Origin of the sequence: Erwinia persicina (assembly GCF_019844095.1) — a bacterium.
Lineage (GTDB): Bacteria > Pseudomonadota > Gammaproteobacteria > Enterobacterales > Enterobacteriaceae > Erwinia > Erwinia persicina.
The window spans coordinates 2,077,281-2,095,062 of the sequence record NZ_CP082141.1; the positions used below are offsets into that span (position 1 = coordinate 2,077,281).

Below are 17,782 nucleotides of genomic sequence, written 5' to 3' on the forward strand. Positions count from 1 at the left end.
GTCAGGTGACATTTCCGGGGAGTGCGCAATGTTAGGTCGTTTACGTATATCTGGCACCATCATCGCCCTGCTTGGCGTGTTTTGCCTGATGCAGATCGCCGCCAGCGGACTGTCATTTAACTCTTTCCGCCTGGATGCAGACAATATTCATCAGGTTGAAATCAGCGGTGACCAGCGCGACGCGCTGGGTGAAAGCTGGGCTGCGCTTCTCAGCACCCGTGTGACACTGAGTCGTGCCGGCACCCGTGCGGCACTGAATGTCCCGCGTGAGCAGGTGGTCAGCCTGATGACCAAAGCGCAGAGCGACCTCGATCGGGCCGATAAAGCGTTTAAAGCATTTAAAGCGATCCCTGTCGTCACCCCCGAAGGGATGGCACTGGAAAAAGATATTGTGGCGGCCTATGACGTCTACTACAGCGAGTTGTCACAGCTGATCGCCTGGCTGCAGAACAATCAGCTGCAGGCGTTTCTTGACTCTCCGACGCAGGGCAAGCAGGACAAGTTCCAGGTGCAGTACCAGCGCTGGATGAAACACATCGATGAACTGCGTGATCACGCCGGGACCGCCAGCAAAGGTTTCTACTTCCAGTCGAAGGTAATTTTTGCGGTCTCAGTGACCCTGTCACTTCTGGTGACCCTGGCCGCGCTGTGGTGGGTGAAGCAGGCGCTGATTGCGCCACTGGCGCGGATGCGCAGCCATTTTGAGCGCATTGCCTCCGGTAACCTGAACGGCGAAGTGGAAGCGGGAAGCCGCAACGAGCTGGGCCAGCTGTTCACCAGCCTGCAGCATATGCAGCAGGCACTGTCTTCGACCGTGCGTGATGTGCGTGACGGCAGTCGCGCCATGCAGACAGGGATTGGCGAGATCGCCGCCGGTAACAACGATCTTTCCGCCCGCACCGAGCAGCAGGCGGCGTCGCTGGCGCAGACGGCCGCCAGTATGGAGCAGCTGACGGCCACGGTGTCTGCCAACGCCGATAACGCCCGTCAGGCTTCTGATCTGGCGCGGGAGGCATCGGGTACGGCGCACAAAGGCGGCGCACTGACCGGTAATGTGGTCACCACCATGAACGCGATTGCCAGCAGTTCAAAACGGATTGCCGACATTACCAGCGTCATTGACGGTATTGCCTTCCAGACCAATATTCTGGCGCTGAATGCGGCGGTAGAGGCGGCCCGCGCTGGTGAGCAGGGACGCGGGTTTGCCGTGGTCGCGGGAGAAGTGCGTAACCTTGCCCAGCGCAGCGCACAGGCGGCGAAAGAGATTAAATCCCTGATTGAAGAGTCGGTCAGCCGGGTCGATCAGGGGGCGAAGCAGGTCGCGTCTGCCGGGGAAACGATGGATGAGATTCTCCAGTCGGTCAACCGGGTGAACGACATCATGGGCGAAATTGCCGCCGCCAGCGACGAGCAGCGACGCGGTATTGAACAGGTTGCACTGGCGGTAGGCCAGATGGACCAGGTGACCCAGCAGAACGCCGCCCTGGTGGAAGAGGGCGCGGCCGCCACGGGGGCACTGGAAGCACAGGCAGAATATCTGACAGCGGCGGTCAGCCGCTTCGCACTGGATGAGCGTGCAGACTAAATAGCGATCCCGTCGGTCTGAAGACCGGCGGGAACGAGACACCCTAATAATACCCTTATCCGCGCTTTGCAGGATGGCTACATGAAGAAATCGACGTTGTTAGCTCCACCGGAAAACGCAACGCTGCTGTCGCAGATGGTACAGCGCCTGCCGTTATCCGATACGCATTTTAAGCGTATCAGTCAGTTGATTTATCAGCGAGCTGGCATCGTTCTCGCCGATCACAAGCGAGAAATGGTCTACAACCGCCTGGTCCGCCGGCTGCGGATGTTAAATATCGACGATTTTGGTCGCTATATGGCGCTGCTGGAAAACGACCCTAACAGCGCAGAGTGGCAGGCGTTTGTGAATGCCCTGACCACCAACCTGACGGCCTTTTTTCGCGAAGCCCACCACTTTCCGATCCTGGCGGAGCATGCGAAACGTCGCCAGGGGAACTACAGCGTGTGGTGCGCAGCGGCCTCTACCGGCGAAGAGCCTTACTCCATTGCGATGACCCTGGCGGAAACGCTGGGCACCGGCCCGGGTAAGTTTCAGATCCACGCCAGTGATATCGATACCCAGGTGCTGGAAAAAGCGCTGGCGGGCGTCTATCGCCAGGAGGAGCTGCGTACGCTCTCACCGCAGCAGCTGCAACGCTTTTTCCTGCGGGGAACCGGGCCGCATGAAGGCATGGTGCGTGCCCGTCCTGAGCTGGCCAATATGGTGACGTTTGCTCAACTGAATCTGCTGGCTAATGACTGGGCGCTGCCCGGACAGTTTGATGTGATTTTCTGCCGTAATGTCATGATCTATTTCGACAAAGAAACACAGGAAAAGATTTTACGACGTTTTGTTCCGTTACTGAAACCCGGCGGTTTGCTGTTTGCCGGTCACTCGGAAAACTTCAGCCAGATTAGTAAAGAATTTTATCTGCGTGGCCAGACGGTCTATGGACTGACTAAGGAAAGATAATGAGTAAAATCAGAGTGTTGTGCGTCGATGATTCGGCGTTGATGCGCCAGTTGATGACCGAAATTATCAACAGCCATTCCGATATGGAGATGGTCGCGTCTGCACCGGACCCGTTGGTGGCACGGGATTTGATTAAGCAGTTTAACCCGGATGTCCTGACCCTGGATGTAGAGATGCCGCGCATGGACGGTCTCGATTTTCTGGAAAAGCTGATGCGTCTGCGCCCGATGCCTGTGGTGATGGTTTCATCACTGACGGGCAAAGGGTCTGAAATTACCCTGCGTGCCCTGGAGCTGGGAGCCGTCGACTTTGTCACGAAACCGTCGCTGGGAATTCGGGAAGGGATGCTGGCCTACAGTCAGATGATTGCCGATAAAGTGCGTGCGGCGTCACGCGCCCGTCTGCACACCCGTGGGCCACAGCCTGCGCCGGTGATGCTGAAAGCCGGGCCGCTGCTGAGTAGTGAAAAACTGATTGCCATTGGCGCCTCTACCGGCGGCACCGAAGCGATTCGTCATGTGCTGCAGCCGTTACCGGCCACCAGCCCGGCGCTGTTAATCACCCAGCATATGCCCCCGGGCTTCACTAAATCGTTTGCCGAACGTCTGAACAAGCTGTGCCAGATTACGGTGAAAGAAGCGGAAGACGGTGAACGTATTCTGCCGGGACATGCGTATATCGCACCGGGTGCGATGCATATGGAACTGACGCGCAGTGGCGCGAACTATCAGGTCAAACTGAATGACGGACCGCCGGTGAATCGTCATAAACCGTCGGTCGATGTGTTGTTTAACTCAGTGGCGCAGTTTGCCGGTCGTAACGCCGTTGGCGTGATCCTGACCGGCATGGGGAACGATGGCGCTGCCGGGCTACTGGCGATGAATAAAGCCGGTGCCTGGACCATTGCCCAGAACGAAGCGAGCTGTGTGGTATTTGGCATGCCCCGGGAGGCAATCGCCCTCGGGGGAGCCAGTGAGGTGGTGGATCTCCACCAAATCAGCCAGCACATGCTGGCAAAAATTAGCGCCGGACAGGCGTTGCGTATCTAACGCGGTCCTCGCGGGCTACATATTACGGGAGTAGGTATGGTTGATAAAAATATGCGGTTTCTGGTGGTCGACGACTTCAACACGATGCGTCGTATCGTCCGTAACCTGTTAAAAGAGCTGGGCTTCAACAATGTTGAAGAAGCAGAAGACGGTGTGGATGCGCTGAACAAACTGCGTGCAGGGGGTTTCGACTTCGTGGTGTCTGACTGGAACATGCCGAATATGGATGGCCTGCAGCTGCTGCAAACCATTCGTGCGGACGCCGCGCTGAGTAAGCTGCCGGTGCTGATGGTTACGGCAGAAGCCAAGAAAGAGAATATCATTGCGGCTGCACAGGCGGGTGCCAGCGGCTACGTTGTTAAACCATTCACAGCGGCTACCCTGGAAGAGAAGTTAGGTAAGATCTTCGAAAAACTGGGTATGTAAGGAGCTGAGATGAACACTATTCCGAAACCAAATGTTGATGCAGCTTCGGCGCAGGACATAATCTCTAAAATTGGTTCACTGACGCGTATGCTGCGCGACAGTCTGCGTGAGTTAGGTCTTGATCAGGCTATCGCAGAAGCCGCAGAGGCGATCCCGGATGCCCGCGATCGTCTTGATTATGTGATTCAAATGACCGGCCAGGCGGCCGAGCGTGCACTAAACTGCGTCGAGGCCGCGCAGCCCCGTCAGACAGTGATGGAGAATGGAGCGAAAGCACTGAAAGTTCGCTGGGATGAGTGGTTCGAGAACCCTATCGAACTGTCAGATGCCCGCTCTCTGGTTTCGGATACTCGTGGTTATCTGGACGAAGTACCGGGGCATACAGGCTTCACCAATGCCCAGCTGATGGAAATCATGATGGCTCAGGATTTCCAGGATCTGACCGGGCAGGTGATCAAACGTATGATGGATGTTATCCAGGAAATTGAGCGTCAACTGTTGACGGTCCTCATGGAAAACATCCCGGACCAGAGCGCCCGTGTGAAGAAAGATACCGACAGCCTGTTGAATGGCCCGCAGATCAATGCGGCTGCCCCGAATGTGGTGGCAAGCCAGGATCAGGTTGACGATCTGCTGGACAGCCTCGGCTTCTGATAACAGAGGCGGAGCCATTCCGCCTCTGCTGATGTCAGTGCCCGCGCCATTGCGCGGGCACTGTCCTTCGCCCATTCCTTAAATAACCCCCTTTTTACCCGTTTACTCGTGGCATTACCCCTGCGCGAATTTGGCATTCTACCCTCAGTCATTCCGTATTGAAGGTTTTGCTACCGTGTCTCAGGATAGCGATCAGGAAAAAACAGAGTCCCCCACGGCCCATCGACTTGAAAAAGCACGAGAAGAAGGGCAAATCCCGCGATCGCGCGAGCTGACATCGATTCTGATGCTGGTGACCGGCCTGAGTATTCTGTGGGTCGGCGGCGAGTGGATGGGGCGAAAACTGGGTGCGCTGGTGGCCGATGGTCTGGTCTTCAATCATTCCGTGGTCAGCGATACCAGTCAGATGCTTCATCAGATAGCCAATCTGCTAATGCAGGCCGTGCTGGCCATTCTGCCAATGATGTTCGGCCTGGTGGTGATGGCAATTGCGGCACCAATGCTGCTGGGTGGGCTGGTGATCAGCGGCAAGTCGATTAAATTCGACTTCGGCAAAATGAACCCGATAAAAGGCCTGGCGAAACTGGTGTCCGCGCAATCCGCGGCCGAACTGCTCAAAGCCGTGCTGAAAGCGACGCTGGTGGGCGTGGTGACCTGGCTGTATATCTGGCATCACTGGGCGGAAATGTTACGCCTGATCAGCGAATCGCCGGTGACGGCTCTGGCCAGCGCACTGAATATGATTGCCATGTGCAGCATTCTGGTGGTGCTGGGGCTCTCCCCGATGGTGGGTTTCGACGTCTTCTTCCAGGTGTACAGTTACTTCAAAAATTTACGCATGTCTCGTCAGGATATTATGGACGAGCATAAGCAGCAGGAAGGCGACCCGCATGTGAAAGGGCGTATCCGTCAGCAAATGCGGGCGGCCGCCAGGCGCCGCATGATGCAGGATGTGCCGAAGGCGGACGTGATAGTCACTAACCCGACCCACTATTCGGTCGCGTTGCAGTACGACGAAAAGAAAATGAGCGCACCAAAAGTGCTGGCGAAGGGCGCAGGAGAAATTGCTCTGCGCATTCGTGAACTGGGCAAGGAGCACCGTATCCCGATTCTTGAAGCACCGCCGCTGGCACGTGCGCTGTATCGTCATAGTGAAATTGGTCAGCATATTCCCGGGACGTTGTACGCAGCCGTGGCTGAAGTGCTCGCCTGGGTGTGGCAACTCCGCCGCTGGAAAGTGGAAGGGGGGCTGATCCCGAAGAGACCTGTTAAATTGCCGGTGCCGGATGGGCTGGACTTTGTTGGAGAACAAAAATCTGATGGCTAATCTGGCCGCATTACTTCGCTTACCCGCTAACATGAAAGACACGCAGTGGAAGGTGCTGGCCGGGCCGATCCTGATCCTGCTGATCCTGTCGATGATGGTGCTGCCGCTGCCGCCGTTTATCCTCGATCTGTTGTTCACCTTCAACATTGCCCTGTCGATCATGGTGCTGCTGGTGGCGATGTTCACCCAGCGCACGCTGGATTTCGCTGCCTTCCCGACCATCCTGCTGTTTTCCACCTTATTACGCCTGGCACTGAACGTGGCCTCAACGCGTATTATTCTGATGGAAGGCCATACCGGGGCCGCCGCCGCCGGTCAGGTGGTGGAAGCCTTTGGCCACTTCCTGGTCGGTGGCAACTTTGCCATCGGTATTGTGGTGTTTGTTATCCTGGTGATCATCAACTTTATGGTTATCACCAAAGGGGCCGGGCGTATTGCTGAAGTGGGCGCGCGTTTTGTCCTTGACGGGATGCCGGGTAAGCAGATGGCGATCGATGCCGACCTCAATGCCGGGCTGATTGGCGAAGAGGAGGCGAAAAAACGCCGCTCTGACGTGACCCAGGAAGCGGACTTCTACGGTTCGATGGACGGGGCCAGTAAATTTGTTCGCGGTGATGCCGTCGCCGGTATCATGATTATGATTATCAACGTCATCGGCGGTCTGCTGGTGGGCGTGGTACAGCATGGGATGGACGCCGGACATGCGGCAGAAACCTATACGCTGCTGACCATTGGTGATGGTCTGGTCGCGCAGATCCCGGCGCTGGTGATCTCGACCGCCGCCGGGGTTATCGTTACCCGCGTTGGTACCGATCAGGACGTCGGTGAGCAGATGGTGGGCCAGCTGTTTAATAACCCACGCGTGATGATGCTCAGTGCGGGCGTCCTCGGCCTGCTTGGCCTGGTGCCGGGAATGCCAAACCTGGTCTTCCTGCTGTTTACCGCCGCCTTACTGGGTCTGGCCTGGTGGATACGCGGCAAGGAGATGAAGCCGAAAACCAGCGACGCCCCGGCTCTGTCAATGGCCCGCCAGCCGGAGAGTGCCGCCAGCGTTGAAGCCACCTGGGGCGATGTCCAGTTGGAAGATTCTCTGGGGATGGAAGTGGGTTACCGGCTGATCCCGATGGTCGACAGCGCTCAGGACGGCGAACTGCTGGGACGTATCCGCAGCATCCGTAAGAAATTTGCGCAGGAGATGGGCTTCCTGCCGCCGGTGGTGCATATCCGTGACAATATGGATCTGACGCCGGCCCGCTACCGTATTCTGATGAAAGGGGTGGAGATCGGCAGCGGTGACGCCTATCCGGGGCGCTGGATGGCGATTAACCCCGGCACGGCGGCAGGGACACTTCCGGGAGAAGTGACCGTTGACCCGGCCTTTGGTCTGGAGGCGATCTGGATCGACAGCGCGCTGAAAGAGCAGGCACAGATTCAGGGCTTCACCGTGGTGGAAGCCAGTACCGTAGTGGCCACGCATCTTAACCATCTGATCGGCCAGTATGCCAGCGAGCTGTTCGGTCGTCAGGAAGCGCAGCAGCTACTGGATCGCGTCACCCAGGAAATGCCGAAGCTGACGGAAGATCTGATCCCTGGCGTGATCACCCTGACCACGCTGCACAAGGTGCTGCAGAATCTGCTGGCAGAGCGTGTTTCTATCCGCGATATGCGCACCATTATTGAAACGCTGGCGGAACATGCTGCGGTGCAGACCGATCCCCAGGAGCTGACCTCGGTGGTACGTGTGGCACTGGGCCGCGCCATTACCCAGCAGTGGTTCCCGGGCAACGGAGAAGTGCAGGTGATTGGCCTGGATACCACGCTTGAACGTCTGCTGCTGCAGGCGCTGCAGGGCGGTGGTGGCCTGGAACCGGGGCTGGCGGATCGCCTGCTGGCACAGGCGCAAACGGCGCTGCAGCATCAGGAAGGGCTGGGTGCACCGCCGGTGCTGCTGGTGAATCATCCGCTGCGTGCGTTACTGGCCCGCTTCCTGCGCCGCTCGCTGCCACAGCTGATGGTCATTTCGAATATGGAACTGACTGACAACCGCAATATCCGTATGACGTCCACCATTGGAGGCCACTGATGAAGGCGCTGGCAGGAGTGTTGCTGCTGATGCTGCCGGGCCTGAGTCTGGCGGCTGATGGTGGCTGGCAGGCGAGCGCAACGGGCCCGGCACTCTCCAACCGGGGCGTGCAGGCATCATCGCGCCCTCTCAGCCCGCCTGAAGCGCTGCCCGGGACGATGACCGATGTGGTGTGGCGCTATACGCTCAGCGCGCCTGCCCCTGCCGGATTGCAGGTTCGCTTATGCTCAGAGAGTCGCTGTGTACCAATTGAGGGAGCCAGCGGTTCAACGCGTGGGCTGACCAACGTGGCGGCCGGTGAGACGCTACGCTTTATCTATCAGGTAGAGGGAAAAGGGCGGGTGTTTCCGGTGTTGCGGGTGGTCAGTAATGAGGTGATGGTGAATTACCGCCAGGCATCGGCGCTTCCTGCGGTTGATCTGCACTGATCAGTAAGGCCTGATGTCAGATTTCCCCCCTTCACCTGTTGGCGGAGTTGTCGCTGTTTTCAGCTGAAAGCCAGCACAACGCCCGTGGGATGAAGCCAGACTCAGACTTACCGCTGAACGTTTAGCGAGGAAAAGCTGAGGGCATCCCTCAGGGGCGACCCGTGTTCCGGCCGCCCCTGAGCGCTTACATCCGTTCTACGGTTTCAATACCCAGCGTATCCAGACCCTGCTTCAGGGTTTTCGCCGTCAGCAGCGCCAGGCGCAGGCGGCTCTGCTTTGTCGCCTCATCTTCTGCGGTCAGGATCGGGCAGTGCTCGTAAAAGCCGGAGAACAGCCCGGCAAGATCGTACAGATAGCTACACATCACGTGCGGCATCCCGTCGCGGGCAACCTGAGTAATCGTTTCTTCGAACTGCAACAGCCGGACGGCCAGCGCCGCTTCACGATCTTCGGCGATGGCGGTTGCACCCGTAACGCCGTGCTCATCAATGCCGGCCTTACGGAACACGGACAGCACACGCGTATAGGCGTACTGCATATAGGGCGCTGTGTTACCTTCAAACGCCAGCATGTTATCCCAGTCGAAGATGTAGTCAGTGGTGCGGCTTTTCGACAGGTCAGCATATTTGACGGCACCGATACCGACAATATTCGCCAGCGCTTTCAGCTCATCTGCGGGCATATCCGGGTTCTTTTCAGAGACCAGTTTTGTTGCACGCTCAATGGCCTCATCCAGCAGGTCGGAAAGCTTGATTGTGCCCCCGGCGCGGGTTTTAAACGGCTTGCCATCTTTGCCCAGCATCATGCCGAACATATGGTGTTCTAAAGGAACAGAGGCCGGAACATAGCCAGCTTTGCGTACGATAGTCCATGCCTGCATCAGATGCTGGTGCTGACGTGAATCGATGTAGTACAGCACGCGATCTGCTTTCAGGGTTTCATAGCGGTATTTAGCGCAGGCAATATCCGTGGTGGTGTAGAGATAGCCGCCATCCTTTTTCTGGATGATCACCCCCATCGGCTCGCCTTCCTTGTTCTTATACTCATCAAGGAATACGACCGTCGCGCCTTCACTCTCGACGGCCAGGCCTTTGGCTTTCAGGTCGGCAACGATACCCGGCAGCATGTCGTTGTACAGGCTCTCGCCCATCACATCGTTACGCGTCAGGGTCACGTTCATACGGTCATAGATCAGCTGATTCTGCGCCATCGTGATATCCACCAGGCGCTTCCACATCTTACGGCAGTACTCGTCGCCGCCCTGCAGTTTCACCACATAACCACGCGCCCGCTCGGCAAAAGCGGGATCTTCGTCGTAGGTACGTTTCGCTTCGCGGTAGAACACTTCCAGATCCGCCAGGGCGATCTCTTCATGCTGCTCGTTCTGCTGTTTCTCAAGGAAAGCAATCAGCATTCCGAACTGGGTACCCCAGTCGCCGACATGGTTTGCCCGGATCACATTGTGGCCGAGAAACTCCAGCGTACGCACCGCGGCATCGCCAATAATCGTTGAGCGAACGTGGCCGACGTGCATCTCTTTCGCGACGTTCGGCGCAGAGTAGTCAATCACCACTGTCTGAGGATTAACGGGGGCCACACCCAGTTTGGGGGCAGCCAGCACGCTGTCGATCTGGGTGGACAGCCACTCGGGTGCCAGGAAAATATTGATAAATCCGGGACCGGCGATTTCAACCTTTTTGGCAATACCCGTGAGATCCAACTGCTCCAGCACTTTTTCAGCCAGTTGTCGCGGCGGCATTCCCAGGCTTTTGGCGACGGCCATCATGCCGTTAGCCTGGTAATCACCAAACTGTGCTTTTGCCGACTGGCGCACCTGAGGTTCACAATCCAGGGGAGCACCCACTGCGATCATCGCCTGACTGACTTTTTCTGAGAGAAGAGCCTGAATATTCACCGAGTTACCTTAATTTTTCTGAAAGCCTGTGAGCAGGCCGTTGTCACCGCGCCGCCGTCATCAGGGTGTAAGTCACTCATGGCGTCAGCGCTTAAAAAAGAAGGGGAAAAGTATACTGCATTTAGGAACAAGTTATCCAGGAACCTGCATGCCTGGATAACTTGCTGAATGAGCATGGAGATAGCGTACTGCGGGGCTGTTTTCCGCGAGGCGGGATTAACGTCGGCGTTGAGGGCGGTGGGGACTGGCAACAGTCGTTTTCCCGCTTCGAACCCGCCAGTGGCGTACAATCGCCAACGCCATCATCGCGATCAGGACGGCGACAAGCAGTATCATCAGCATTGGGCTTTTCCTCGTGTGGATGGTCGGGACAAATCTATAAGAAAGCAGAATAGCCTACAATGCACCCTGTGCGATTTAGGAATTGTCGCATTGTATAAATTTAACTAAACTAAAACATAAACTTAAAGGCTGTTTTCTAAAAAAAAAGCTGGTACTGAACCAGTGAGGGCTGGATGTCTGTCTGAGTAAGCAGGCAATTAATATGAATAATTCCGATAATTACGGCTTATTCTATTCAATCTACTGGTCTTTAAAGTCGCTCACAGGCGTTGATATTAATAAGAGAAATTACTGTAAATGAAGGATTTGAGCATGATGATCATCGAAAACGCCGAGGAACTAAGCGATCTGGCTAATGATTTACCCCGTTTTTTACAATGCCTTAACCACCTTTCTCAGCGTTTAGGGCTAAAGCTTGATGATTTAGAGGTCGACCATATCGCTGTCAGATGCCATCAAAACACCACGGCAGAACGATGGAAGCAGGGATTACTCCGCTGCGGCACCCTTTTTTCTGAAAAAGAGATTGGGGGACGTCCTGTTGCGCTGTTTGATTTAGCCACCCCACTGCAGGTGGGGCCGTGGCAGATTAACGTGGTTGAACTTCCCTGGCCGGGGGAGCGGCGCTATCGCCATGAAGGCTGGGAACATGTGGAAGTGGTTCTGCGAGGCGATGAGCAGACGCTGGGGGCTCGTGCACTCGCCCTGATGAGCGACGAAGGGCTGATACAGCAGGGGATTTCCGTTAAAAACAGTGCACCTAAAGGGGAAGGGGAACGCCTGCCTAACCCGACACTGGCCGTCAGTGACGGGCTGGTGACCATCAAATTCCATCCCTGGAGTCTGAAAGAGATTGTCGGGAGTGAAAGAGCGCGTCAGCGTTAGTGCCCGATCGCCAGCGCCAGCGTCATGCGACGTAATGCTTCATCTAACATTGCGCGCTGGCAGCCAAAATTGAAGCGAATAAACTTATCGTCACCAAAGTCACGTCCCGGTGAGAAACCCAGCCCGTGTTTTTCAAAGAACAGCGCCGGGCTGGCGACTTTCAGTTTGCTGGCATCAATCCAGGCCAGATAGCTGGCTTCCGGTGCGGCCACACTCAGGCCAGGCAACTTATTGATATGTTGAGTCAGGCAGTCACGGTTGCCACGCAGATAGTCCAGCTGTGCCTCCAGCCAGGGCTGACCGTCACGCCAGGCGGCGGTAGCCGCCACAAATGACAGCACATCCACATCCGGCACCAGGCCTTTACGCTCGCGATTAAACCGGTCACGCAGGTCCCGATTGGGAATAATCGCCAGCGATGCGCCCAGACCGGCAATGTTGAAACTTTTTGACGGTGACAGCAGGGTAATGGATCGTTGCGCGGCATCCTCGCTCAGGCTGGCAAAGGGGATATGCCTGACGCCGGGTTCCAGCAGCAGGTCGCAGTGGATTTCATCGGAGCACACCACCAGGTTATGGCGTTGGGCGAAACGGAGCTGGGCCTCCAGCTCATCACGCCGATAGACCGTACCGCCCGGGTTTTGCGGGTTGCACAGTAATAACAGTTTTTCGTTGCCGGTCATCTGGTCGTTCAGGTCATCAAAATCCACCACCCAGCGCTGATCCTTAAGCTGCAGCGGGGCACTAAGCTGGGTACGACTGGCGAGTCTGGCGGCCTGACGGAAAGGCGGATAAATCGGGGTGGGCGCGACAGTACCCTGGTGGGGTTCGGTAAAGGCGCGTACGCTCAGATTCAGACCGGTCACCACGCCGGGTAAAAATACCAGCCATTCCGGCTGAATATGCCAGCCGTAGCGCGTACTCATGCGGTCGACGACAAGATGAATCAGCTCATCGGGCTGCACACCATAACCAAAGATCCCTTGTGAGATACGTGTCTGTAATGCTTCGGTAATACAGTCTGCTACGCGAAAATCGGTGTCGGCGACCCACAGTGGAAGGATATCCCGATCACCATATTTTCGCCATTTCAGGCTATCGCTGTGACGGCGGTCTATCCGTTGGTCAAAATTGAATGCCATGATGCTGATTCCCGTTAAAATAAATACCTGTAATACCGATCAGACTAATCATCGGCATCGAAATAAACAACCAGCCAGCAGTGATAAACCGGAGGATGGGATGCGAAAACTGGAAATATGCTGCTATGGAGTGGAATGTGCAGTCACGGCAGAGAAGGCAGGGGCGGACAGGGTGGAGCTCTGTGCTGCTCCGGCAGAGGGGGGGCTGACGCCATCGGCGGGAACGCTGATGTCAGCTCGACAGCGTGTGTCCATACCGGTACATCCTATCGTCCGGCCGCGCGGCGGCGATTTCTGTTACAGCGAGATTGAATTTGAGCAGATGAAGTCAGATATCGACTTTATCCGCGAGCTGGGTTTCCCCGGACTGGTGGTGGGCCTGCTGGACATTGATGGCCATATTGATCTGCCACGCATGCAGCAAGTGATGAAGCACTGTCAGGGGATGGCGGTGACGTTTCATCGCGCTTTCGATCTGTGCCACAGCCCGTTGCTGGCGATGACCCAACTGACTGACTTAGGCGTGGCGCGTATTCTCACCTCCGGCCAGCAGCAGAGTGCGGAGAGTGGTTTACCTCTTTTACGGGAACTTACCCATAAGGCCCGGGGTCTGAAAGTCATGGCCGGTGCGGGTGTCCGTCTGAGCAACGTTCAAAAATTTATCGATGCCGGCGTTATTGAGCTTCACAGCTCCGCCAGCCAGCGAACTGCGTCCCCCATGCGTTACCGCAAAGCCGGTGTCTCCATGTGTTCTGAGGCGGAAAACGATGAATTTACCCGCACCAGTGTGGATGGTGATGTGGTGGCCGCGATGAAGAGTGTGATGTCATTCGGGGCTCCGGTGAAAGTGGCCTGATGCGGTTCTCCTTTTACACCGATACTGGCGGTTCTCATTCACAGTAACCTACTGATTTTGCCGCGCAGCACGCCGAAACGTGACGTGATGTTTGCAAGTACCAGACCCCAGCTACCTTTGTTGGGGTTTTTTTTGACTCAGACGCGTGTTACAGGTGCGCCAGGGGGCAAAAAAACTCTACACTGCATGCTTCTCTTTACTCTGTCATGGAAGCCGTGATGAAGATTCAGTTTTTGAGTTATTCCCTGATGGCATCGCTGGCGTTGCTGCTGGCCCCGGCGGCACAGGCCTGCCAGCCCGGCTATCAGCAGATCAACAGTAATAACAGCATCGTCATGCTGGGCGGAACGGCACAAGGACCGATTAAACAGTTTGTGCTTGGCGAATTTGGTAAGGATGTTAATCAGCAAAAGCGCATGATCGGTGAATTTGACCCCTGTGGCGTTCTGCAACGTGCCGATATTCGTTACGACAAACAGGAAGGCCGCCTGCAGATTGAACTGGTGCAAAATTTTGAGCGCGTCAGTGATGGCTGGCTTTCCAGCTATACGATGACGGTGTCAGAACTGGGAAGCGGAGCGGCCACGGTCATCAACGACAAACGTGGCACGACGCACTACCGTACTAACAATCGCGGGATGATTGTCAGTTCTGCCGACGCATTTATGCTTAAGGGTGAGAGCGGGTTTACTGAAACCACGCACTTTTTCGACCGGAAGTCGCGACTGATCCGCAGCACCTCCCGCGGAACTGACGCCAACAGTAACGGCGTCCTGACGTACCGCTGGAATAAAAAGAATCAGCTGGTGGCGTCAGACTCTGAGCGACAGAAAATGACCTGGGACTATGACAGGGAAGGGCGTGAACTCCGTCTGAATACGCGGTCTGACAGTCCGATAAGCAGTATGACGACGCAGGACGAGTGCCAGCTCTGGGACGATCGTGACAACTGTACGTTAAGTTATGCCCGTGAGATGGAAGTGTTTCCCGGAGGAATTGTCCGGCGAAATATCACGGCAGCTTACCGCTATGAGTACTGGAAATCGCCCGGTCGCTGACTGAGAAGGCCGGCCTGAGTGGCCGGCCTGTCGGGGGCGTGCTTACTTCACCGACTGACTGAAGGCGTCCACGGCCAGAATGGCCTGAGCGACATCCTCCGCGCTCAGTCCCGGATTGAGGTTTTTCAGCGTGTCACCCTCGTTACCGGCCAGCGCGCCAATTTTCACCAGGTTTTCCCAGCTCTCTTTATCCAGATGCATCTCTTTGAGCGTGGTTGGCATGTTTATCGCGCGGTAAAAACGGACGTAACGGGCAATTTCTTCGTCCGGGCGCTGCTCAAGGATCATCTGCGTCAGCGTGCCGTAGGCGACTTTTTCTCCGTGCGTCAGGTGATGGATATCGCCTTCAATCGCCGTAAACCCGTTATGAATAGCGTGCGCACCAGCCAGGCCAGCATTTTCGAAGCCAAGGCCAGAAAGCAGCGTGTTGGCCTCCACTACCGCTTCCACTGCCGGTGTCACCAGCTGTTTTTCCACTGCCTGACAGGCGCTCAGCCCCCAGGTGAGCAGGGTTTTCTCACAGGCTTCCGCAATCGCTATCCCGGCAATCGTCGGATCACCATTGACCATTGATTTGCTGTGAGAACGCTTCACCGCCTGGGCTTCAACGTAAGTGGCCAGTCCGTCAGCGATGCCGGAGGCAAACAGACGCACCGGTGCCCGGACGCAGACCTGCGTATCCACCAGCACCAGATCCGGGTTTTTGCTGTAAAAACGGTAGCTTTCGAAGACGCCGCTGTCGGAATAGATGACGGACAGTGCGCTACAGGGGGCATCGGTGGAGGCGATGGTCGGCACGACGGCAACCGGCTGCTTCAGTTCGTCGGCAACCGCCTTCACCGTGTCAAGGGTTTTACCGCCGCCCAGACCGACCACGATGTGGGTGCCTTTCTCTTTTGCCAGATTAGCCAGACGGGTAATTTCATTGCTGGAAGCTTCGCCATTAAACGCTGCGTAGTGGCAGCCAATATTGCTGGCTGCCAGTGATGCCTCGACCTCTTTGCCAGTCAGGCCCCAGACGATATCGTCGGCCACCACGAAGGCACTGCTTCCCAGCTCTGCCAGATATTCGCCCAGGTGAGCGAGCTGCCCGGCGCCCTGAATGTATTTCCGTGGTGATGAAAAAACAAATTTACTCATACCAGTTACTCCTTTCAGGTGAAATGAACGCATAACTGACTGTAGACTAATTCCTTAGTATTAAGCTTGTTACCCAAAACGAGGTATTGAAGAATAAAAGGGCAGGTTGCTTGACGGGGATCAGAAAAGGGGCGCAAGGGAAACGCAGGGCCGTCATGTGACGATCGGCCCTGGCGTGGTCAGGGTTTGGTCGCGACCAGCACCGCACGCAGCGGAGCAGGGTAACCCTCAACGGTTTTCGTCGGGTCATTCGGGTCGAGGAATTCGGCCAGCGACTCGCTGGTCATCCAGCTGGTGCGACGCTGTTCCTCCGTGCTGGTCAGCGAGTAATCGGCGATGCGCACATCGACGAAACCGCATTTTTCCAGCCAGTTTTTTAGCGCCCCGGTGGAGGGAATAAAGTAAACGTTACGCATCTGGGCGTATCGTTCACCCGGCACCAGCACCTGCTGGTCATCACCTTCCACCACCAGCGTCTCCAGCACCAGCTCACCGCCGCTGACCAGCTGATTTTTTAGCTGGAACAGATGATCGAGCGGAGAGCGACGATGGTACAGCACGCCCATGGAGAAAACGGTATCGAACGCTTTCAGCTCCGGTAACTGCTCAATGCCCAGCGGCAGCAGGTGTGCACGCTGATCGTTGCCCAGGAGTTTACGCACCGCCTCAAACTGGCAGAGGAACAGCTGCATGGGATCGATACCCACCACCAGTTGCGCGCCTGCCCCCAGCATTCGCCACATGTGATAACCACTGCCGCAACCGACATCCAGCACTGTGCGTCCGGCCAGCGGGGAAATATGCGGTAAAACACGCTCCCATTTCCAGTCAGAACGCCACTCGGTATCAATGCTGACCCCGTAAAGTGAAAACGGCCCTTTACGCCATGGCATCAGGTTCCGCAGCAGTTTTTCAATTCCCTCGCGCTGGCGGGCCGACAGCTGGCTGCTGTCAGCGGTCACGCTGTGGAGCAGATCCAGTGTTTCGGGCGTGAGTGCAGGCAGATGTTCAACCGAGCGATCCCAGTTTTTAAAGTGCCCGTGCAGGGCTTCCCGCTGCCAGGCCGCGATCTGCGCGGGCAGGGTTTCCAGCCAGTGTGAGAGGGGGCTTTTAGCAATAAGTTGGTAAAAATTTCCAAAATCCATCAGGCGTGACCTGCTTTTAAGGCCACCAGAGAGCCAAAGTTGAAACACTGGAACCACAGTTCGGCGTGCTGGAAACCGGCCGTATGCAGGCGCTGTTTATGGGTTTCCACACTGTCCGTCAGCATTACATTTTCCAGCATGCTGCGCTTCTGACTGATCTCCAGTTCGCTGTAGCCGTTGGCCCGTTTAAAATCGTGGTGCATGTTAAACAGCAGCTCACCCATCTCAGGGTCGGCAAAGCTGAATTTTTCTGACAGCACCAGCGCCCCACCGGGGCGCAGGCCCTTATAAATCGTGTTCAGCAGCTGCTGACGCTCTTCAGGGGCAAGAAACTGCAGGGTGAAGTTCAGTACGACCAGGGACGCATTCTCTATCGGGATCTGGCGAATATCGTCCTCGATCACCTCCACCGGGGTGTCGGCGCGGAACGCATCTATATGGCGCCGGCAGCGCTCAACCATTGCCGGGGAGTTATCCACGGCAATGATCTGACAGCCAGGTGCCTGAATATGACGACGCACCGACAGGGTGGCCGCGCCCAGCGAACACCCAAGGTCATAAACCCGGGAGTCGGGCTGAACAAAGCGCTCGGCTAACATACCAATCATTGAAATAATATTGGAATAGCCGGGCACGGAGCGCTGAATCATGTCGGGAAACACTTCAGCAACGCGCTCATCAAACGTCCAGTCGCCCAGTTTGGCAATTGGCGCGGAGAACAGCGTATCGCGGTTAGACATAGTGGTAAGTCCGGGGAAGCTAACGGAAAGGGCATATTCTGGCAGAAAGTGAT

Annotated in this window: 16 protein-coding genes; 11 read left to right on the forward strand and 5 right to left on the reverse strand. The window is 56.3% G+C overall.

The genetic code is table 11. The features are described 5' to 3' along the window. Window positions 1-28 precede the first annotated feature (28 nt). The 8 genes from K6L24_RS09300 (at window position 29) to flhE (ending at window position 8,506) form a co-directional block, all read left to right on the forward strand. Window positions 29-1,585: a methyl-accepting chemotaxis protein gene (locus tag K6L24_RS09300; RefSeq protein ID WP_187509023.1), complete on the forward strand. Its 1,557-nt coding sequence runs from the start codon at window positions 29-31 to the stop codon at window positions 1,583-1,585. A gap of 81 nt (window positions 1,586-1,666) precedes the next feature. After that, on the forward strand, window positions 1,667-2,539 hold the full coding sequence (gene cheR / locus K6L24_RS09305) for a protein-glutamate O-methyltransferase CheR (RefSeq protein ID WP_118664003.1): 873 nt from the start codon (window positions 1,667-1,669) through the stop codon (window positions 2,537-2,539). Beyond that, window positions 2,539-3,588: a protein-glutamate methylesterase/protein-glutamine glutaminase gene (locus K6L24_RS09310; protein ID WP_062746328.1), complete on the forward strand. Its 1,050-nt coding sequence runs from the start codon at window positions 2,539-2,541 to the stop codon at window positions 3,586-3,588. Before cheR ends, K6L24_RS09310 begins: the two co-directional genes overlap by 1 nt. Window positions 3,589-3,624: 36 nt before the next feature. After that, window positions 3,625-4,014 (forward strand): chemotaxis response regulator CheY, encoded by a 390-nt coding sequence (cheY, locus tag K6L24_RS09315; protein WP_062746326.1) that lies wholly within the window; start codon window positions 3,625-3,627, stop codon window positions 4,012-4,014. 9 nt (window positions 4,015-4,023) lie between these two features. Then, the gene (cheZ, locus tag K6L24_RS09320; protein WP_062746324.1) at window positions 4,024-4,668 is read left to right on the forward strand and encodes a protein phosphatase CheZ; all 645 of its coding nucleotides are present in this window, start codon (window positions 4,024-4,026) and stop codon (window positions 4,666-4,668) included. 175 nt (window positions 4,669-4,843) lie between these two features. Beyond that, complete coding sequence (gene flhB / locus K6L24_RS09325) at window positions 4,844-5,995, forward strand: flagellar biosynthesis protein FlhB (protein WP_062746430.1); 1,152 nt, start codon at window positions 4,844-4,846, stop codon at window positions 5,993-5,995. Further along, window positions 5,988-8,078, forward strand: coding sequence for a flagellar biosynthesis protein FlhA (gene flhA, locus K6L24_RS09330; protein WP_062746322.1), 2,091 nt, complete (start codon window positions 5,988-5,990; stop codon window positions 8,076-8,078). The genes flhB and flhA overlap by 8 nt, the downstream gene beginning before the upstream one ends. Beyond that, window positions 8,078-8,506 (forward strand): flagellar protein FlhE, encoded by a 429-nt coding sequence (gene flhE / locus K6L24_RS09335; protein WP_062746319.1) that lies wholly within the window; start codon window positions 8,078-8,080, stop codon window positions 8,504-8,506. Before flhA ends, flhE begins: the two co-directional genes overlap by 1 nt. Before the next feature lie 184 nt (window positions 8,507-8,690). On the opposite strand, the gene argS is transcribed toward flhE, so the two are convergent. Further along, window positions 8,691-10,421 (reverse strand): arginine--tRNA ligase, encoded by a 1,731-nt coding sequence (gene argS, locus K6L24_RS09340; RefSeq protein ID WP_062746316.1) that lies wholly within the window; start codon window positions 10,419-10,421, stop codon window positions 8,691-8,693. A gap of 657 nt (window positions 10,422-11,078) precedes the next feature. On the opposite strand from argS, the gene K6L24_RS09345 reads away from it, so the two are divergent. Further along, window positions 11,079-11,648 carry a VOC family protein gene (locus K6L24_RS09345; RefSeq protein ID WP_392389192.1) on the forward strand — a complete coding sequence of 190 codons (570 nt, stop codon included), beginning with the start codon at window positions 11,079-11,081 and terminating at the stop codon, window positions 11,646-11,648. Here the strand turns inward: K6L24_RS09345 and K6L24_RS09350 are convergent. After that, complete coding sequence (locus K6L24_RS09350) at window positions 11,645-12,790, reverse strand: MalY/PatB family protein (protein ID WP_222682220.1); 1,146 nt, start codon at window positions 12,788-12,790, stop codon at window positions 11,645-11,647. The genes K6L24_RS09345 and K6L24_RS09350 overlap by 4 nt on opposite strands. A 100-nt stretch (window positions 12,791-12,890) precedes the next feature. Here K6L24_RS09350 and cutC point away from each other — a divergent pair, with 100 nt between their 5' ends. Both cutC and K6L24_RS09360 read left to right on the forward strand, forming a co-directional pair. Next, a complete protein-coding gene (gene cutC, locus K6L24_RS09355; RefSeq protein WP_062746427.1) occupies window positions 12,891-13,646 on the forward strand; it encodes a copper homeostasis protein CutC in 756 nt (251 codons plus the stop codon). A 218-nt stretch (window positions 13,647-13,864) separates the two neighbouring features. Then, entirely contained in the window at window positions 13,865-14,704 is an 840-nt protein-coding gene (locus K6L24_RS09360) for a hypothetical protein (protein ID WP_062746308.1), read from the forward strand. A gap of 42 nt (window positions 14,705-14,746) precedes the next feature. Here K6L24_RS09360 and K6L24_RS09365 read toward each other — a convergent pair whose 3' ends face one another. From K6L24_RS09365 to cmoA, 3 genes are all read right to left on the reverse strand, one after another. Continuing rightward, window positions 14,747-15,844: a glycerol dehydrogenase gene (locus K6L24_RS09365; RefSeq protein WP_222682221.1), complete on the reverse strand. Its 1,098-nt coding sequence runs from the start codon at window positions 15,842-15,844 to the stop codon at window positions 14,747-14,749. A 179-nt stretch (window positions 15,845-16,023) separates the two neighbouring features. Further along, window positions 16,024-16,992 (reverse strand): tRNA 5-methoxyuridine(34)/uridine 5-oxyacetic acid(34) synthase CmoB, encoded by a 969-nt coding sequence (cmoB, locus tag K6L24_RS09370; protein WP_062746425.1) that lies wholly within the window; start codon window positions 16,990-16,992, stop codon window positions 16,024-16,026. After that, on the reverse strand, window positions 16,989-17,729 hold the full coding sequence (gene cmoA / locus K6L24_RS09375; protein WP_222682222.1) for a carboxy-S-adenosyl-L-methionine synthase CmoA: 741 nt from the start codon (window positions 17,727-17,729) through the stop codon (window positions 16,989-16,991). Before cmoA ends, cmoB begins: the two co-directional genes overlap by 4 nt. Window positions 17,730-17,782 lie beyond the last annotated feature (53 nt).